The 14133-nt window shown below is 68.9% G+C and carries 17 protein-coding genes; 5 read left to right on the top strand and 12 right to left on the bottom strand.

Features of this window, described 5'->3' with window-relative positions; translation table 11 throughout:
- Positions 1-55 precede the first annotated feature (55 nt).
- From ACZ6YG_RS37620 to ACZ6YG_RS37610, 3 genes are all read right to left on the bottom strand, one after another.
- Entirely contained in the window at positions 56-1231 is a 1176-nt protein-coding gene (locus tag ACZ6YG_RS37620) for an alpha/beta hydrolase family protein (protein WP_466020609.1), read from the bottom strand.
- Between the two features lie 82 nt (positions 1232-1313).
- On the bottom strand, positions 1314-2201 hold the full coding sequence (locus ACZ6YG_RS37615; protein ID WP_466020608.1) for a VOC family protein: 888 nt from the start codon (positions 2199-2201) through the stop codon (positions 1314-1316).
- A 41-nt stretch (positions 2202-2242) separates the two neighbouring features.
- Positions 2243-2569 (bottom strand): hypothetical protein, encoded by a 327-nt coding sequence (locus tag ACZ6YG_RS37610; protein ID WP_397198655.1) that lies wholly within the window; start codon positions 2567-2569, stop codon positions 2243-2245.
- A gap of 80 nt (positions 2570-2649) precedes the next feature.
- Here ACZ6YG_RS37610 and ACZ6YG_RS37605 point away from each other — a divergent pair, with 80 nt between their 5' ends.
- Entirely contained in the window at positions 2650-3261 is a 612-nt protein-coding gene (locus ACZ6YG_RS37605; RefSeq protein ID WP_271279896.1) for a TetR/AcrR family transcriptional regulator, read from the top strand.
- A gap of 164 nt (positions 3262-3425) precedes the next feature.
- Here ACZ6YG_RS37605 and ACZ6YG_RS37600 read toward each other — a convergent pair whose 3' ends face one another.
- Entirely contained in the window at positions 3426-3806 is a 381-nt protein-coding gene (locus ACZ6YG_RS37600; protein WP_219547975.1) for a winged helix-turn-helix transcriptional regulator, read from the bottom strand.
- Positions 3807-3885: 79 nt separating this feature from the next.
- On the opposite strand from ACZ6YG_RS37600, the gene ACZ6YG_RS37595 reads away from it, so the two are divergent.
- Positions 3886-4296, top strand: coding sequence for a RidA family protein (locus tag ACZ6YG_RS37595; RefSeq protein ID WP_148029823.1), 411 nt, complete (start codon positions 3886-3888; stop codon positions 4294-4296).
- Here ACZ6YG_RS37595 and ACZ6YG_RS37590 read toward each other — a convergent pair.
- Entirely contained in the window at positions 4239-5861 is a 1623-nt protein-coding gene (locus ACZ6YG_RS37590; protein WP_466020607.1) for an MFS transporter, read from the bottom strand. The two genes, ACZ6YG_RS37595 and ACZ6YG_RS37590, sit on opposite strands and share 58 nt — an antisense overlap.
- 79 nt (positions 5862-5940) lie before the next feature.
- Here ACZ6YG_RS37590 and ACZ6YG_RS37585 point away from each other — a divergent pair, with 79 nt between their 5' ends.
- Positions 5941-6534 (top strand): helix-turn-helix domain-containing protein, encoded by a 594-nt coding sequence (locus ACZ6YG_RS37585; protein ID WP_466020606.1) that lies wholly within the window; start codon positions 5941-5943, stop codon positions 6532-6534.
- 46 nt (positions 6535-6580) lie between these two features.
- Here the strand turns inward: ACZ6YG_RS37585 and ACZ6YG_RS37580 are convergent, their stop codons facing one another.
- Positions 6581-7540, bottom strand: a complete 960-nt coding sequence (locus ACZ6YG_RS37580) for an NAD-dependent epimerase/dehydratase family protein (protein WP_466020605.1) — start codon at positions 7538-7540, stop codon at positions 6581-6583.
- A gap of 148 nt (positions 7541-7688) precedes the next feature.
- On the opposite strand from ACZ6YG_RS37580, the gene ACZ6YG_RS37575 reads away from it, so the two are divergent.
- Both ACZ6YG_RS37575 and ACZ6YG_RS37570 read left to right on the top strand, forming a co-directional pair.
- Complete coding sequence (locus tag ACZ6YG_RS37575) at positions 7689-8363, top strand: PIG-L deacetylase family protein (protein ID WP_466020604.1); 675 nt, start codon at positions 7689-7691, stop codon at positions 8361-8363.
- Positions 8364-8430: 67 nt separating this feature from the next.
- Positions 8431-9489, top strand: a complete 1059-nt coding sequence (locus ACZ6YG_RS37570) for a glycosyl transferase family 90 (protein WP_466020603.1) — start codon at positions 8431-8433, stop codon at positions 9487-9489.
- Here ACZ6YG_RS37570 and ACZ6YG_RS37565 read toward each other — a convergent pair.
- The 6 genes from ACZ6YG_RS37565 to ACZ6YG_RS37540 are packed head-to-tail and all read right to left on the bottom strand — an operon-like array spanning position 9461 to position 14050.
- Entirely contained in the window at positions 9461-10552 is a 1092-nt protein-coding gene (locus ACZ6YG_RS37565) for an alpha-hydroxy acid oxidase (RefSeq protein WP_466020602.1), read from the bottom strand. The two genes, ACZ6YG_RS37570 and ACZ6YG_RS37565, sit on opposite strands and share 29 nt — an antisense overlap.
- Positions 10549-10974, bottom strand: coding sequence for a YybH family protein (locus ACZ6YG_RS37560; RefSeq protein WP_271279890.1), 426 nt, complete (start codon positions 10972-10974; stop codon positions 10549-10551). Before ACZ6YG_RS37560 ends, ACZ6YG_RS37565 begins: the two co-directional genes overlap by 4 nt.
- The gene (locus ACZ6YG_RS37555; protein WP_466020601.1) at positions 10967-11665 is read right to left on the bottom strand and encodes a GNAT family N-acetyltransferase; all 699 of its coding nucleotides are present in this window, start codon (positions 11663-11665) and stop codon (positions 10967-10969) included. The genes ACZ6YG_RS37560 and ACZ6YG_RS37555 overlap by 8 nt, the downstream gene beginning before the upstream one ends.
- Positions 11662-12723 carry an HAD-IIIC family phosphatase gene (locus ACZ6YG_RS37550; RefSeq protein ID WP_466020600.1) on the bottom strand — a complete coding sequence of 354 codons (1062 nt, stop codon included), beginning with the start codon at positions 12721-12723 and terminating at the stop codon, positions 11662-11664. Before ACZ6YG_RS37550 ends, ACZ6YG_RS37555 begins: the two co-directional genes overlap by 4 nt.
- Before the next feature lie 18 nt (positions 12724-12741).
- Positions 12742-13878, bottom strand: coding sequence for an acyl-CoA dehydrogenase family protein (locus tag ACZ6YG_RS37545; protein ID WP_466020599.1), 1137 nt, complete (start codon positions 13876-13878; stop codon positions 12742-12744).
- Positions 13865-14050, bottom strand: a complete 186-nt coding sequence (locus tag ACZ6YG_RS37540; protein ID WP_466020598.1) for a hypothetical protein — start codon at positions 14048-14050, stop codon at positions 13865-13867. The genes ACZ6YG_RS37545 and ACZ6YG_RS37540 overlap by 14 nt, the downstream gene beginning before the upstream one ends.
- Positions 14051-14133: the final 83 nt, after the last annotated feature.

Genomic DNA, 14133 nt, shown 5'->3' with positions numbered 1-14133 from the left:
ACCCGTACAGGGCGGGCGGCGGAGCGTCCTGGACCGCGCGGCCGATAGCGGGACGTCAGCAGTTCTCGGCCGACGGTGCGCAGAATCGGACCTCGGGGTAGCGCGGGGAGGGCTTGTCCAGCAAGGGCTGCGCCTTGCCGCGCAGGTGCAGGTCGAAGAAGGCGGCGACGTACTTGCGGGTGATGTCCATCGAGCGGGTTTCCTTCAGGCCGCCGCCGAGGTCCACGCCGAGCTGCTGGAGCAGCATGTCGTAGTCGGTGAAGGACGGATGCAGCGCGCCTTTCACCACCAGCCAGCGTTTCCATCCGGTCAGGCGCTCCCAGTCACGCTTCCAGGTGCTGTCGTCCGAGGGGGCACCCATCAACATGAACGGTCGCGCCAGTCCGCTCTCGGGGATCGGGAGGAACATGCTGCCGTCCATGTTGATCCCGGCGCGCACCCGGGAGTCCTTCAGCATCGTCTCCGGAGCGGCGGCCCCGCCGATCGACTGGCCCGCCATCGCGATCCGGGCCGGATTGATCAGGGCGCTGCCTTTCCACGTGGGCCGCGGACCGGTCAACTGGTCGAGCACGAAGGGGATGTCGATCGCCCGGCTCCGGATCACCTTCTCGCCGAAGTCGTCGTCGTTGACGTTCTCGCAGGCAGCGCAGGTGGCGACCCTCCCGTCGGGGAAGGTGGTGGCGAAGTTCTCGTAGGTGTGGTCAATACTGGCCACCACGTACCCTCTGCTGGCCAGGTCCTCGGCCAGACCCGTGAGCGAGCTGCGAGGCCAGGTGAAGCCGGGCGACAGCACCACGAGCGGCAGACTGCGCCGGCGTCCCGACGGCTCGGCGCCGGTGAGGGCGTTCGTCCGCGTCCGGCTCAGCGCTTCTGGCGGTACGTTCTCCAGTTCCTTGATCCCCGAGCCCTTCAGGAGCAGCTCCGACTCCTTGGGCGTGACGTACGGTGCGCGCCGCCCGGCACGCGCCACCGTCGGATACCAGAGGGAGACCATGAGCTCCCTCGCCTTGGCCGCGGGGACCCACGGGTCAGGGCGGGTGGTGTCGGTCAGGTGCAGGGAGGTCGTGCCGACGCGGTGAGGGCCGGTCGGCTTCGGGAGATACGGCGTGCCGGGCGCCGCGGCGGCGGGGGCCGGCGCCGCGGCGATGGAGGCCGTGAAAGCGAGTAGTCCGGCGACGGCGGCCACGAGTACGGGCCTTCTTCGCGCTGGATGGGTACTGTCGTGTGCCATGGAGTCGATCTTGCGGTCCGGGATCGGCGCCGGCATCGGCCGCGAGTCCATCGTCCTCGGCCGAAAGGTCGATCTCCAGAGCTCATCGCCCCCGGGTGAAGGCGAGCGGCACTCCATGGGCGTCGTCAGCGGTGACGTAGAAGCCGCCGGGGGTGGTGTGGGTGGGGATCAGGTTGCCTTCGATGAGCGTTCGGGCGGCGGTCAGGTCGCGGACCGCGACGGTATGGGCGGCCAGCAGAGGCAGGGCGGGCACGGTGTGTCCGGGAAGGAAGTCGTCGAGCGAGGACTGCGGGATGATCTCCACTCGTCCGTGCCGCATGGGGAGCACCCGCTTGGGGCCGTCGATCCACACGTCGGCGTCCAGCATGCGGGCGTAGCGCTCTTCGTGGCCGTCCATCTCGTCGTCGGGCACGACGAGCAGCACGCTGTGCAGTCCGATCGCGCCGTTGGGGTGATCGAGGTAGCGCGGCTGGTGGACGTACTGCGGGGTGAGATGCCGGGTGGTCTGAAGCGCCCCCTCGGGGGTGTGGGCGGCATCGATGCGGACGCTGTCGGCGCGGACGGTCCGCGGGCCGTCGGGGGTGGAGACCTCTCGTTCCAGTGCGCGGATTCCGGTGGAGACCAGGCCCGCGGCGCGCAGCCGTTCTTCGGTGGCGGCCACGTCCCGCGAGCCGAGGGTCATCAGCAGACCGCGGTACGTCCGGCGTAGCTGATGGACGCCCCAGGGGTCGGGAGCGGCGGGATCGACGATGCCGAGCAGTTCGATGAACGACTGCCCGAAGTAGGCGCACCGGTTGGCTGTACAGGTGGGCAGGAGCGGACCCCCGGGCCGTTCGGCGAGTCGGTGGGGCGAGACGGGGCTGAGGGTGAAGCCGAGGGCCTCATAGCGGGCGCAGGTCGCGGCGAGGTCGGTGGTGATGAGCACCGTGTGGTCGATGTAGTCGATGTCGGCGGTGTGTTCGGTCGTCATGCGTTGTCCTTGCTCGGTTCCTGATGATGTCGCGAGAGGTGTCACGCGGCCGCTGCGACGGCGGCGGCGATGAAGAGCACTTGAAGGGCTGTGCGGGCCGGCAGCGGGGTCACGGGTTTCCCGGCCAGGGTGAGGCCGCGGCGGGCCGCCGAGACGTTGGCGGGAAACATGGCGATCATCAGCAGCGCCAGCCCGATCGCCGCGTACGGCGCGACCGGCGCGAACAGCAACCCCACGGCGCCGGCCAGTTCCAGCACGCCGGTGAGAGTGACCAGCAGGGCCGGGCGCGGGAACGACGGCGGGATCATCGCGACGAAGCCGCCGGTGAGGGCGATGAACGGAACCATCCCGTCCTCCAATCTTGTCACCGGATAGATTGGAGGAGGTTCGCCATCTTGTCAATGTCAAGCTAGGGTGTGGTCGTCACGTCGATCACCGGAACGCGGAGGTGGGGAACATCAGCCAGCCGTCCTACCACCACGGCAACCTGCGGCGCGTCATCATCGACGCCGCGCTTCAGGCCATCGGCGAATCCGGCCCGGCCGGATGGAGTCTGCGCGAGCTGGCCCGCCGCGCCGGCGTCTCTCACGCCGCTCCCGCCTACCACTTCGGTGACAAGCAAGGCCTGCTGACGGCCGTGGCCGCCGAGGGCTTCGCCATGTTCGCCGACGCTCTCGAGAGCGCGGCCGCCGACGTGTGGGAGGTCGGCGTCGCCTACCTCCGCTTCGCCCTCGACCACCGGCCCTACTTCGAGGTGATGTTCCGGCCCGAGCTCTACCGCGTCGACGATCCCAGCGTCCAGTCCGCGCACCAGCGCGCCGCGGACGTGCTCATCACCAGCGCCCACTCGCTGTCGCCGGGCCCGGAACACGACCGGACCACCACGGTCGCCGCCTGGTCGCTGGCCCACGGCTTCACCACCCTGTGGCTGAGCGGCGCCTTGCCGGAAAGCACGGACGGAGACCCGGAGGCCCTGGCCCGCTCGATGATCCGCCTCGTCTTCGGCGCCCTGGCGGGAGGGTCGGCGCCCGGAGAGGACCGGACCGGATCGCGGCGCTAGGACCTGTGCCCGGCGGGCCGTCCGGATCGGCGTGAACCGTCGCCGCGCGAAGCCGGGGCAGGTTCGGATCCCGCAGCGCGCAGATATGAGACCCCACCAAGACGGAACCCCCGATCCTGCCGGTTCGGGGGCGGGGTCCTATTCAGCAGGACGACCTACGGTGGTCACTCCCCGTGCTCGGCGTCGAACGCCTCGCGGGCGCGCTCGACCTCCGGCATGGTGACCGTCGCCCAGCCCAGCAGCGCGTCGACGAGGTCCTGGAGGGTCTTTCCCAACGCGGAGATGCGATATTCGACGGCGACCGGGCGGGTGGCGATCACCACGCGGTCCACCATGCCGTTGCGCTCCAGCCTGCGCAGCGCGGCTGTCAGGGACTTCTGCGAGACCGTGGGGATCACCCGCCGCAGCTCGTTGAAGCGCCGGGGGCTTTCACAGAGCCTGTCGAGCACCAGCAGCGACCATTTGTCGAGCACCTGATCCAGCAGCTCCCGATGTTCGCGGGCGATCGGTGGGTGTCCGGCCTGGGCCGCGGTGGTTTCGTTCATGACACCTGGTCTCGTTGAGGTGGCCTTTCTGTACTAGGTATACATGAGATACCTGATTTCGCACAGAGAAGGACATCTCATGACCGTTGAGCTTTTCACCCCAGAAGGCATGTTCCAGCCAGTTCCCTACCACCATGTCTCGGTCTCCACAGGCACGCGACACGTCCACGTCGCCGGCCAGGTCGCGCGAGACGAGCAGGGGAACAAGGTCGCCACGGGCGACTTGGCGGGGCAGATCGCTCACGCTCTGCGCAGTACGGCCCGTGGTCTGGCGGGCGCGGGAGCGAGCTTCTCCGACGTCGTACGCCTCCGGTTCTTCGTCACCGGCTGGCAGCCGGAGAAGTACACCGAGTTCATGGCGGGCATCGAGAGCGTGGTGGACGAACTGGGGATCCCCCAGCCGTTGCCGCCGCTCTCGGCGATCGGCGTGGACTACCTCTTCGAGCCCGACGTGCTGGTGGAGGTGGAGGCGGAAGCAGTCCTCGACTGAATAGGCCCATGAGGAAGCCGCGGGGGCGGAGTCTTCGGGCCGCGCAGGGCGATGTAGACGAACAGCGCGCCCATGACGGCGACGCCCGCCCACATGGCCTGCTGCCAGCCGTCGACGAAGGACTGCCGGGCGGCGTGGACCAGGTCCTGCGCGTGCGGGCCCGCGCTGCGGGCCACCTCGACGGCGTTGGCGACACCTGCGCGCGCGGTGTCCGCGAGACCCTGGGGAATGCCCCGCAGGCGGTCGTCCACGGCGCCGCGGTAGCCGGCGGACAGCAGCGCTCCCAGCAGGGCGACGCCGAGGGCGGTGCCGAACTCGCGGGTGACGTCGTTGAGCGCGGACGCGACACCCTGCTTCTCGCGCGGCAGGGAACTGGTGATGGCCTGGGTGGAGGGGGCCATCGACAGGCCCATGCCGATGCCCATGGCGAGCATGCCGGGCAGGATGGTCAGGTAACCGCCGTCGGCGGAGACGAACAGGGCCATGAGGGCCAGGCCGACGGCGGCCAGCGCGATGCCCGCAGCCATGGTCGAGCGGGGGCCGATGCGCGCGGCCAGCTTGGGGGCGAGGCCGGAGGTCGTCATCATCATGACGGCCATGGGCATCAGGGCCAGCGTGGACAGCAGCCCCGACCAGCCGAGCACGGCCTGGAAGAACGGGAAGAGCACCACGGCGATGCCCGCCTGGACGCCGAAGACCACCAGCAGCGTGATCGAGCCGCCGGCCAGTCCACGTTCCCGGAACAGGCGCACGTCCAGCAGCGCGGCGTCCCGGCGGTGCGACTCCCAGGCCACGAAGCCGATCGCGGCGACGAGACCGGCAGCGAGACTGATCAGGGTCGCGGGCGCGGTCCAGCCGCGCTCGGGGCCCTCCTGCAGGACGAAGATGAGGCCGGCCACCGCGACCGCGGACACCAGCGCGCCGACGGTGTCGAAACGGTGGGCGGACCTCTCACGGGAGTCGGGGACCGACTTCAGCGTCATGGCCAGGGCCACGACGGTCAGGACCACGGGCAGGACGAACAGCCACCGCCAGTCGGCGACGTCGACGAGGAGGGCGGAGAGGAACATGCCCAGGATGCCGCCGCCTCCGGCGACACCGGTCCACACACCGATCGCCGTGCCGCGTTCCTCCTCGGGGAAGGTGGAGGTGATGACGGCGAGAGTGATGGGCATGATCATCGCGGCGCCGATACCGCCGGCCACGCGCGCGGCCAGCATCACCTCGGCCGTCGGAGCCAGGCCCGCCGCGACACCGGCGACGCCGAAGACGCCCAGCCCGGCGATGAGCATGGGCTTGCGTCCCAGGCGGTCGCCGATCGCGCCGAGCGGCAGCAGCAGCGCCGCCAGGGCCAGGGTGTAGATGTTGATGATCCACAAAACGGTGTTCTGCGAGGCGCCGAACTCGACGGCCATGTGCGTCTGGGCGACGTTCAGCCCGGACACCGACGCGATGACGGCCATCAGCGCGATGGAGACGGCGATCAGAATGCTGCGCAGCTGACGCGCGTCCGGTGCGCCTCCGCCGCTCCTGTCAGCGGCCTGCGGAGGCTGGTTCGTAGTCATGGATTCCTCTCACGTGGGCATGCGATCTTCCGCACACGACGGTAAGCCTGGCTTGCGGTTTAGGCATACGATGTTGCGTATGACGCAAGAAAGTGGAGAGCTGGACGGCCTCGTACGCAAACGCATCCGCGCTCTGCGGGTCGCTCAGGGCTGGTCCCTGGAAGAGCTGGCCACCCGCGCCAACCTCAGCCAGTCGTCACTGAGCCGCATCGAGAACGGTCAGCGCCGCCTCGCCCTGGACCAGCTCGTCACCCTCGCCCGCGCCCTGGACACCACCCTGGACCAGCTCGTCGAGACCGCCACCGACGACGTCGTCATCAGCCCGATGATCGACGACACTCACAGCCTCATGCGCTGGCCCGTGAAGGGCGACCCGGGCGTGAGCGTCGTACGCCAGCGCATGACCGCGCCACCCGACAGCCCCTCCCGCATGCGTGCCCACCCCGGCCGGGAATGGCTGGTCGTCCTCTCCGGCACCGCGATCCTCATGCTGGGTCACCGGCGCTTCCGTCTTGAGACCAACCAGGCCGCCGAGTTCCCCACCATGCTGCCGCACGCCATCGGCGCCGAAGGCGGACCGTGTGAGATTCTGGGCATCTTCGACCGCGACGCCCGCCGCGGACACCAGCGCGACAACGGCGGCGCCTGCGACACGCCCGGCACCCGCGCATGACGTCGACGACATGCCCGCCTCGTACGGCCGGCTGCGCCGGCGCTTCTCATCCGTCGGCGCGGACCTCGGCGATCACGTCCCGCAGCACGTCGTCCAGAGAGTGCGTCGACCGCCATCCCGTCAGGGTCCGCAGGCGCCCGGTGTCAGGCACCCGTTGCAGCGGCTCCTCCGAGTGCGGTCCGTACACCTCCTCGTGCGGGACGAAGACGATTTCCGAGTCAGAGCCCGCGAGCTCGATGACGCGTCTGCCGAGATCCAGGATGCTCGTCTCCTCCGACGACCCGAGGTTGAACGTGCCGCCGATCGACCGCTCGTTCTCCAGCAGCAGGAGCATCGCGGTCACCGCGTCGTTGACATGCAGGAAGCACCGGGTCTGGCTGCCGTCGCCGTAGATGGTGACCGGCTCGTTCGCCACGGCCTGGCGGACCAGCCGGGGCACCACCATGCCGTAGGCCGGGCTCTGCCGGGGCCCCACGGTGTTGAAGAAGCGCACGATGATCGTGTCCAGCCCGCGCTCCCGGTGATAGGCGTTGACCAGGCACTCGTCCACGGCCTTCGCCAGGCTGTAGGACCAGCGGGCGACCTCGGGCCGGCCCAGCACGTGGTTCGCGTCCTCCCGCAACGGCATCTCCCGGCTCTGGCCGTAGACCTCGCTCGTGCTGGCCAGCAGGACCTTCTTGCGAAAGGCGTCGGCCGCCTGCATGACCACCTGCGTGCCGCGCACGTTGGTGATCAGCGAACCGAGCGTCCGGCTCACGATCAGCCGGACGCCGACCGCCGCCGCCAGGTGCACGACCACGTCGCAGCCCTCGACCAGCTCCGCCACCAGCCCTTCGTCCAGCACCGAGCCCTTGACGAAGGTGAAGCACCCGCCGGCCGGGTGCGCGGCGAGGTTGTGGCCCGTGGACAGGTCGTCCAGGACGACCACGGAATGGCCTTGTGCGAGGACCGCTTCGCCGAGATGGGATCCGATGAAGCCGGCCCCTCCAGTGATCAGGTATCTCACGGTTGTTCCTGGCAGAAATGGATGGGCAGCCGTGACGCATACGATTCATAGAGCATAATCGAAATGCTCTGCCGTGGCCTGTGCGCGCCGACCGGAAACTCCTCGGACATTCGGCGGATTACCCGGCGGCCGAAAAGCAGGAGGCGGATTGAGGAGACTGCTGGTGGTCGTCGCGCACGGCGATGACGAGACCCTGGGCGCCGGTGCCACACTCGCGCGGCTGAGCGAGGCGGGCGTGCGCATCCGGCTGTGCGTCCTGACCCGCGACGACGGCTCCCGCGATCCCACCGGGGGCGGCGCGACCGACCGTGCCGGGGCGATCGAGAAGGCCGCAGGCATCCTCGGCATCGAGGAGGTCAGCGTCCACGGCTATGGCGACAACCGGCTCGACCAGGTGGGTCAGCTCGAACTCAACCGTACGATCGAGGCGGAGATCCGGCTCTTCGGCCCGGACACCGTGTTCACCACCAGCCTCAGCGATCTCAACCAGGACCACCGCCTGGTGAGCTCCGCGGTGCGGGTGGCGGCCCGTCCGGGGCGCACCGGCGTCACCGAGATCCGGTGCGCCGAGGTGCGGTCGGCGACCGACTGGGGCGAGGCGTCCGGCCTGCGGCCGGCGTTCTCCCCCAACTGCTGGCAGGTCGTCTCCGAGAAGCATCTCGAACGCAAACTGGCGGCGCTGCGCGCGTACGGCGGGGAGGTGGAGGAATGGCCGCTCCCGCGAAGTGAGAATGGCGTGCGGGTATTGGCCGCATATCGCGGCAGTCAGGTGGCCGCCCCCTTGGCCGAGGCCTTCGAGATAGCGCGCGTCATCCACGATTAGCCGGACCTCTTGATCGGTTCCCTCGGCGGGGTAATCTTCTGTCGTGAGCTCCATGCCTTCGGAAGCGATGGCAGCGATTCGTGCTCGACAGCAGGAGCAGTTCCGGCATCTCGCCAAGAGTGGCTGCGAGAAATCCGTCCTGGACGATTTCGAAGCGTTCCTGGCCGCACCGGGGACGCTGTCCCGCCCGTCATTGATCGTGCGCTGCCGGATCAGCGCTGAAGATCTCGATGTGCGCGTGGTCGTGGACAAACCCATATCGCGGCACAGGCTGACGGATTCCCTCCTGCCCGCCCTGCGGCGCCTGCTCCCCCGGATACGTCACCCCGCGGACTTCTTCGTGCTGCTGAGCGACAGCGTGTACGTCTCCCCTGCCGGCCGGGCCGAGTTCGTCGAGTTCCTCATGAGGGCGCCGCTGCTGAGATGCGACCGGCGTGACGGCGACGACATCAGCGCGCACTCCATCCTCATCCCCGACTTCGCCATTCTCGGGCCCCGGTACGCCGGCGAGCTCGCCGCCATTGCGAAGGCGTCCGCGGCGATCCCGTTCGAGCGGCGCCTCGGCCTGATCAAATGGCGGGGCACGCTGTCGGGTCCCGGATACCCGAACTTCGGCAACCGGCGCGACTTCGCCCGCTACGCGCTGCTGATGGCCTCGCGCAAGCACCCCGAGGTGCTGGACGCGCGCCTCGTCACGTACGACAACCTGACCGACAGCGAGTCCGCGCTCGCGCTGCGACGCCACCTGCGGGAGATGTTCGGCGACCCCGCGGAAGAAGTGCCCGCCGAGGGCTTCGTACGCTACAAGTACCTGATCTCGCTGGACGGCGCGGTGGCGGCGTGGAAACGCGTGCCCACGATCCTGGCTTCGAGATCTGTCCTGCTGCTGCAAGCTCAGTGGAGCCAGTTCTTCTACGCGGGGCTGAAACCGTGGGTCCACTACGCACCCGTCCGGCATGACCTGTCGGATCTGCTGAAAGTCCATGAACGGCTGGCCGAGCATCCGGAGGAGGCGGAGGCGATCGCCGACAACGGGCAGCGCTTCGCCGGGGAGATACTGCACCCGGCCGCGCTGGACACCTTCTTCGTCCACGTCGTCAACAGGTGCGGCGAGCTGTCCAGCTGATACGGATGACGGTCGACGCGTTCTCCCTGATCCCGCCGATGCTGCGGCAGCCGGCGATCCGCATCGCGATGCGCAGCTCCTCGACCAGGAGGCCGACCGCGTCGACGACCCCTCGCTCCCCACCTGCCGCCAGCGCCCACATCACCGGCCTGCCGAGCAGGACGCCGTCGGCTCCCAGGGCGATCGCCTTGAGGACGTCGGTGCCCCGCCGGAATCCGCTGTCGATCAGCAGGCCGGTGCGCTTCCCGACGGCCGCGGCGATCTCGGGAAGCATCCTGATCGTCGACTCCGTCGTGTCCAGTTGCCTGCCCCCGTGATTGGACAGGATGAGCGCGGCCACCTCCAGGTCCAGGGCCGGCGGGACGTCGAGCGGGTTCATGATGCCCTTGAGCACGACGGGCAGCGCGGTCTGTCCGCGCAACCACTCGACGTCGCTCCACGTCAGCGCGGGATCGAGGTCCGCGCCGACCGAGTGGATGGGGTTGTCGTGCACGACCACGTTCCGACGCGCGAAATTGGCGGCGACCACGTCCGCCGGGAGGGCGAACCGGTTGCGGACGTTCCTGTAGCGCCTTCCGGTGACCGGACATCCCACGGTCAGGACGATCGCCTTGTATCCCGAGCCTTCGGCCCGCTGAATCAGCTCCTTCGTGAGCGCCCTGTCCTTGAAGATGTACGTCTGGAACCAGAGGTGCTCGTTGCCGGAATCCCTGGCGACGTCCTCCATCGCGACACTGGACATCGAGCTCACGATCATCGGGATGTCCAGGGCCTTCGCGGCTCTCGCGGTCGAGACCTCTCCGCTCTCGTGGACGAGCCGGTGAAAGGCCGTCGGGCTGAACCCGACGGGAAAGCCGAACGAATGCCCCAGCAGGCTGGTCCGCAGGTCGAGGTCGGCGACGTCACGCAGGCACAGGGGCAGCAGCCGGATCCCGTCCAGGTCGCGGCGGTTGGCCCGGCTGGTGATCTCGTCGCAGGCGCCCCCGTCGATGTAGTCGAAGACGCCGGCCGGCAACCGCTCCCTTGCCAGGGTCCTGAAATCGTCGAGGCTGGGCGGTGTCATGGCGGGGGCGGGCCCTCGTCGACGGGGGCCCAGTCGCCGTGCCGGTGCACGATCTTCCATATGCCGTCCTCACGCCGGTAGACGTGGGTGACCCGGATCGTCATCGGCTCGGCGGGCCGCCCGTCCACGGACGCGGTGAAGCGTTCGCACCCTACGGTGTAGGCGAGGTCGCCGACGATGTCGACGACCTCCACGTCGAAGCTGAGGTCGCCGCACCGGGAGAACCTCGACCCCACCCAGTGGTAGACCCGGTTGAGCTCGGCGGATCCCGTGGTGCACGACCCCCAGGCGCCGAAGAGGCTCAGCGGGTCCCGCGTCGACCACATGCTCATGAACGGCGCCTGGTCTCCCGAGAACAGCGCTCTCATCGCCTCGGTCTGGCGGGCGAGGGTGTCCGCGCGAAAGTCGTCGAGCTCACCCATGGGGCCTCCCGAGGCGGGACTTTCCTACAGCCGGGAAGTTATACCGGCGGGTGACCCGTGTAAACGGGTCACCGGCCGGGGAAGTCCCGACGCTTATCATGTCCTCGGTATAACCGAGCTTCCGCAACAGCCTGTCCCTTACTCCGGGCCATTCACACCGGATAATGCTGTACAGCACGGAATCCCTGACCCGGCCGTCGTCGTAGATCATGTGCTGACGGATCACGCCTTCCTGCACGGCGCCCAGAATCTTCATGGCGGCCCTCGAACTCAGGTTGTACGGGTCGGTGATCAGCTCCACCCGGTTGACCGACAACCTTTCGAAGGCGTACGTCAACGTCAGCAGCCTGACCTCCGAATTGACGAGGGTCCCCCGCGCGTTGCTCGTGTACCACGTCGAACCGAGGGCGAGGCGGCGGTGCTCGGGAGCCATGTCGTAGTACCGCGTCGATCCCACGATCCTGTCGTCCGCCCGGCGCCGCACCGCGAACGGGTAGAGCTCCCCCATCGCGTCCCGTTCCACGGAGTAGTCGAACCAGTCGTCGAAGTCGGACCCTCGTACGGTGGTGAAGTACGTCCAGATGCTCTGGTCGTCGCCGGCGGCGGCCCGCAACGGCTCCCGATGCCGCATCGTCAGCGGCTCCAGCACCACGCGGGGCCCGGAAAGCGTGCCGGGCCGGGCGAATCTCATCCGCCTCCCCTCCCTCGCTGACTGGTCCTGACCTCGACGTAGTGCGGGAACGGACGGACGACGCCCGGGTCGTGGTCCAGCAGCACCACGTCGCCCGACGCGGCCACTTCCCGGAATCCGTGGAACCTGTAGGTCAGGTACATCATGCGGTTGCGTTCGTTGGCGACGAAGTCCGCCCGCAGCCGGACGCCCTGGCGCCGGGCCGACCGCACGATGTGGCTCAGCATGATCCCGCCCACTCCGCGGGTGATGACGCGGCAGGACATGACGAGCAACTTCACCAGCCAGGCGTCCGGACCCCGCTCGACCAGCGCCAGGCCGATGGTCCCGCTGGACCCGTACCGATCTTCCAGCTCGGCGACCAGCAGGAGGTGATCGGGCGAGTCCTTGAGATCGTTCAGTTCCTCGTACGCGTAGTGGCGGCCGGTCGTGTTGAGCTGGCTGGTCCTCAGCGTGAGTTCCTCCGCCCGGCGCAGGTCGAGCTCCCCGGCCGGGCGGATCGTCATGCGCATGCCGAGCGTCTCCAGGAACTTCTCGCGGCTGCCCGGGGACTCGTTCTGGGCCCGGTTCCGCTGGATGTCGGCCTGGCACATCTGCCGCCGCCTCCTCGACTCGTCGGTGACGAACCGGGGTCGCATCCGGGGCAGGTCCAGCAGCCCGCCGAGGTCGGCGGCGTCGATCACGCTCACCTGAGGCAGGGCGTACCGCACCTCGTCCCGTTCGAACGCCTGATCGTCGACGAGGGCGAGGGTGTCCAGGCCGATGCCGAGCTCGCGGGCGATGATCCTGATCGACGCCGACTTGTCGGCCCAGCCGATCTGCGGATGCAGGAAGAACTCGGCGAGACCGAACTCGGTGACCTTCGCCCACGCCAGGTCGTGGTCGTTCTTGCTGGCGACGGACTGCAGGATGCCTCGGTCGTCGAGCTCGCCGACGACGGATCTGACGCCGGGCGCGAGGACCAGGTCGTCGCCTTCGAGCAGGGTGCCCTGCCACAACGTGTCGTCGAGGTCCCAGACGACGCACTTGATGCCCGGCCCCTGCCGCTCAGCCCGCATGCTCACACTCCGTCGCCGTCATCGCAGGTACGGCCGCTGGAAGGCGTAGTCCGCGAGGGTCACCTGGTGGATCTCGTGGGTCCCCTCGACGATCCCCATGACGGTGGCGTCACGCAGATACCGGGCGACCGGGTAGTCCGTGGTGCAGCCGTTCGCCCCGTGGAGGTGGACCGCGTCGTTGGCGACCCGGATCGCCGCCTCGGCCGCGTGGTACTTCGCCAGCGCGGTCTCCATGACGGCGCGCGGGTCGCCCGTCTCCCGCAGGCATGCGCTCCGGTAGCAGACCGCCTGGGCGGCGGTGTGCGCGACCAGCATGTCGGTGAGGTGCCGGCGGACGAGCTGGTGGTCTTTCAGCGTGCGGTCCCCCTGGGTGCGCCGCCCGGTGTACGAGACGCAGGCGTCCAGGCATCCCTGGATGATTCCGGTGCTCCCCCAGGCGACCGAGAACCGCCCTTGGTCGAGCGCCAGGTTGGCGACGAAGCCGAGTCCCGCGCCCGTGGGCCCCACCTGGTGCGATCTCGGGACCCGGACGTCGTCCAGCCGGACCTCGGCCGGCATCGACCCCCGGGTGCCGAAGATGTCCGTGACCGGTGTCACGGTGAGGCCGTCACTGTGCCGGTCCACCACGAGCGCGACCGGCTCGCGTTCGCAGTGCGCGAAGACCAGGAACAGGTCGGCGATCTGCCCGAAAGTGATCCACTTCTTCGTGCCGCTGACGAGGTAGCCGTCGCCCACCTCCACCGCCCGCGTCCCGATCGCCCGGGTCGCGCTGCCGGCGCCGGGCTCGCTCAGCGCGAAGGCGATGATCTTGCGGCCGGTGCAGAGCTCCGGCAGCCATCGCTGCCGCTGATGCCGGTCGCCCAGCGCGGTGAGCGCCTGCGCCGCCATGTTGTGCACCGTCATCAGGCTGCGCACGGACGAGCACGCTTTGCCGATCTCCTCGGTGACCAGGCCGTAGCTGACCGGATCGAGCTCACCGCCGCCCCACCGCGCGGGCAGGGCGGCCCCCAGGTAGCCCTCCTCGCGCATCGCGGCCAGGACGGAAGCGGGAGTGGCCTGCTGCCGGTCGATCTGGTCCGCCAGCGGGGCGATCCGCTCGGCGGCGAACCGCCGCGCCCTGTCGCGCCACCCGGCCTGGACGTCAGTCAGCCGCATGGCCGGGCCCGGGTGGCGGCTGCGTCTTCCTCAGGACGAACGCCGTCAGAGCATCGATCGAGGAGAAGTTGACGATGTCCAGATCTTCCCGCTCCGCCTTGATCGAGAACTCGTTCTCGACGAACTGGACGAGCTGCAGGGCGAACAGAGAGTTGACGAGGGCCGCGTCCAAGATCGTGGTGTATGAGGTTCAACCACTCTGCGATCTAAATCCTATTTAAGCAGCAATAGCACTATTAGTCACACTTGCATCAG

It is taken from the genome of Nonomuraea sp. NPDC054003 (assembly GCF_055585125.1).
Note: the sequence above shows the minus strand (reverse complement) of the source record. Positions and strands in the feature narration are given on the sequence as shown.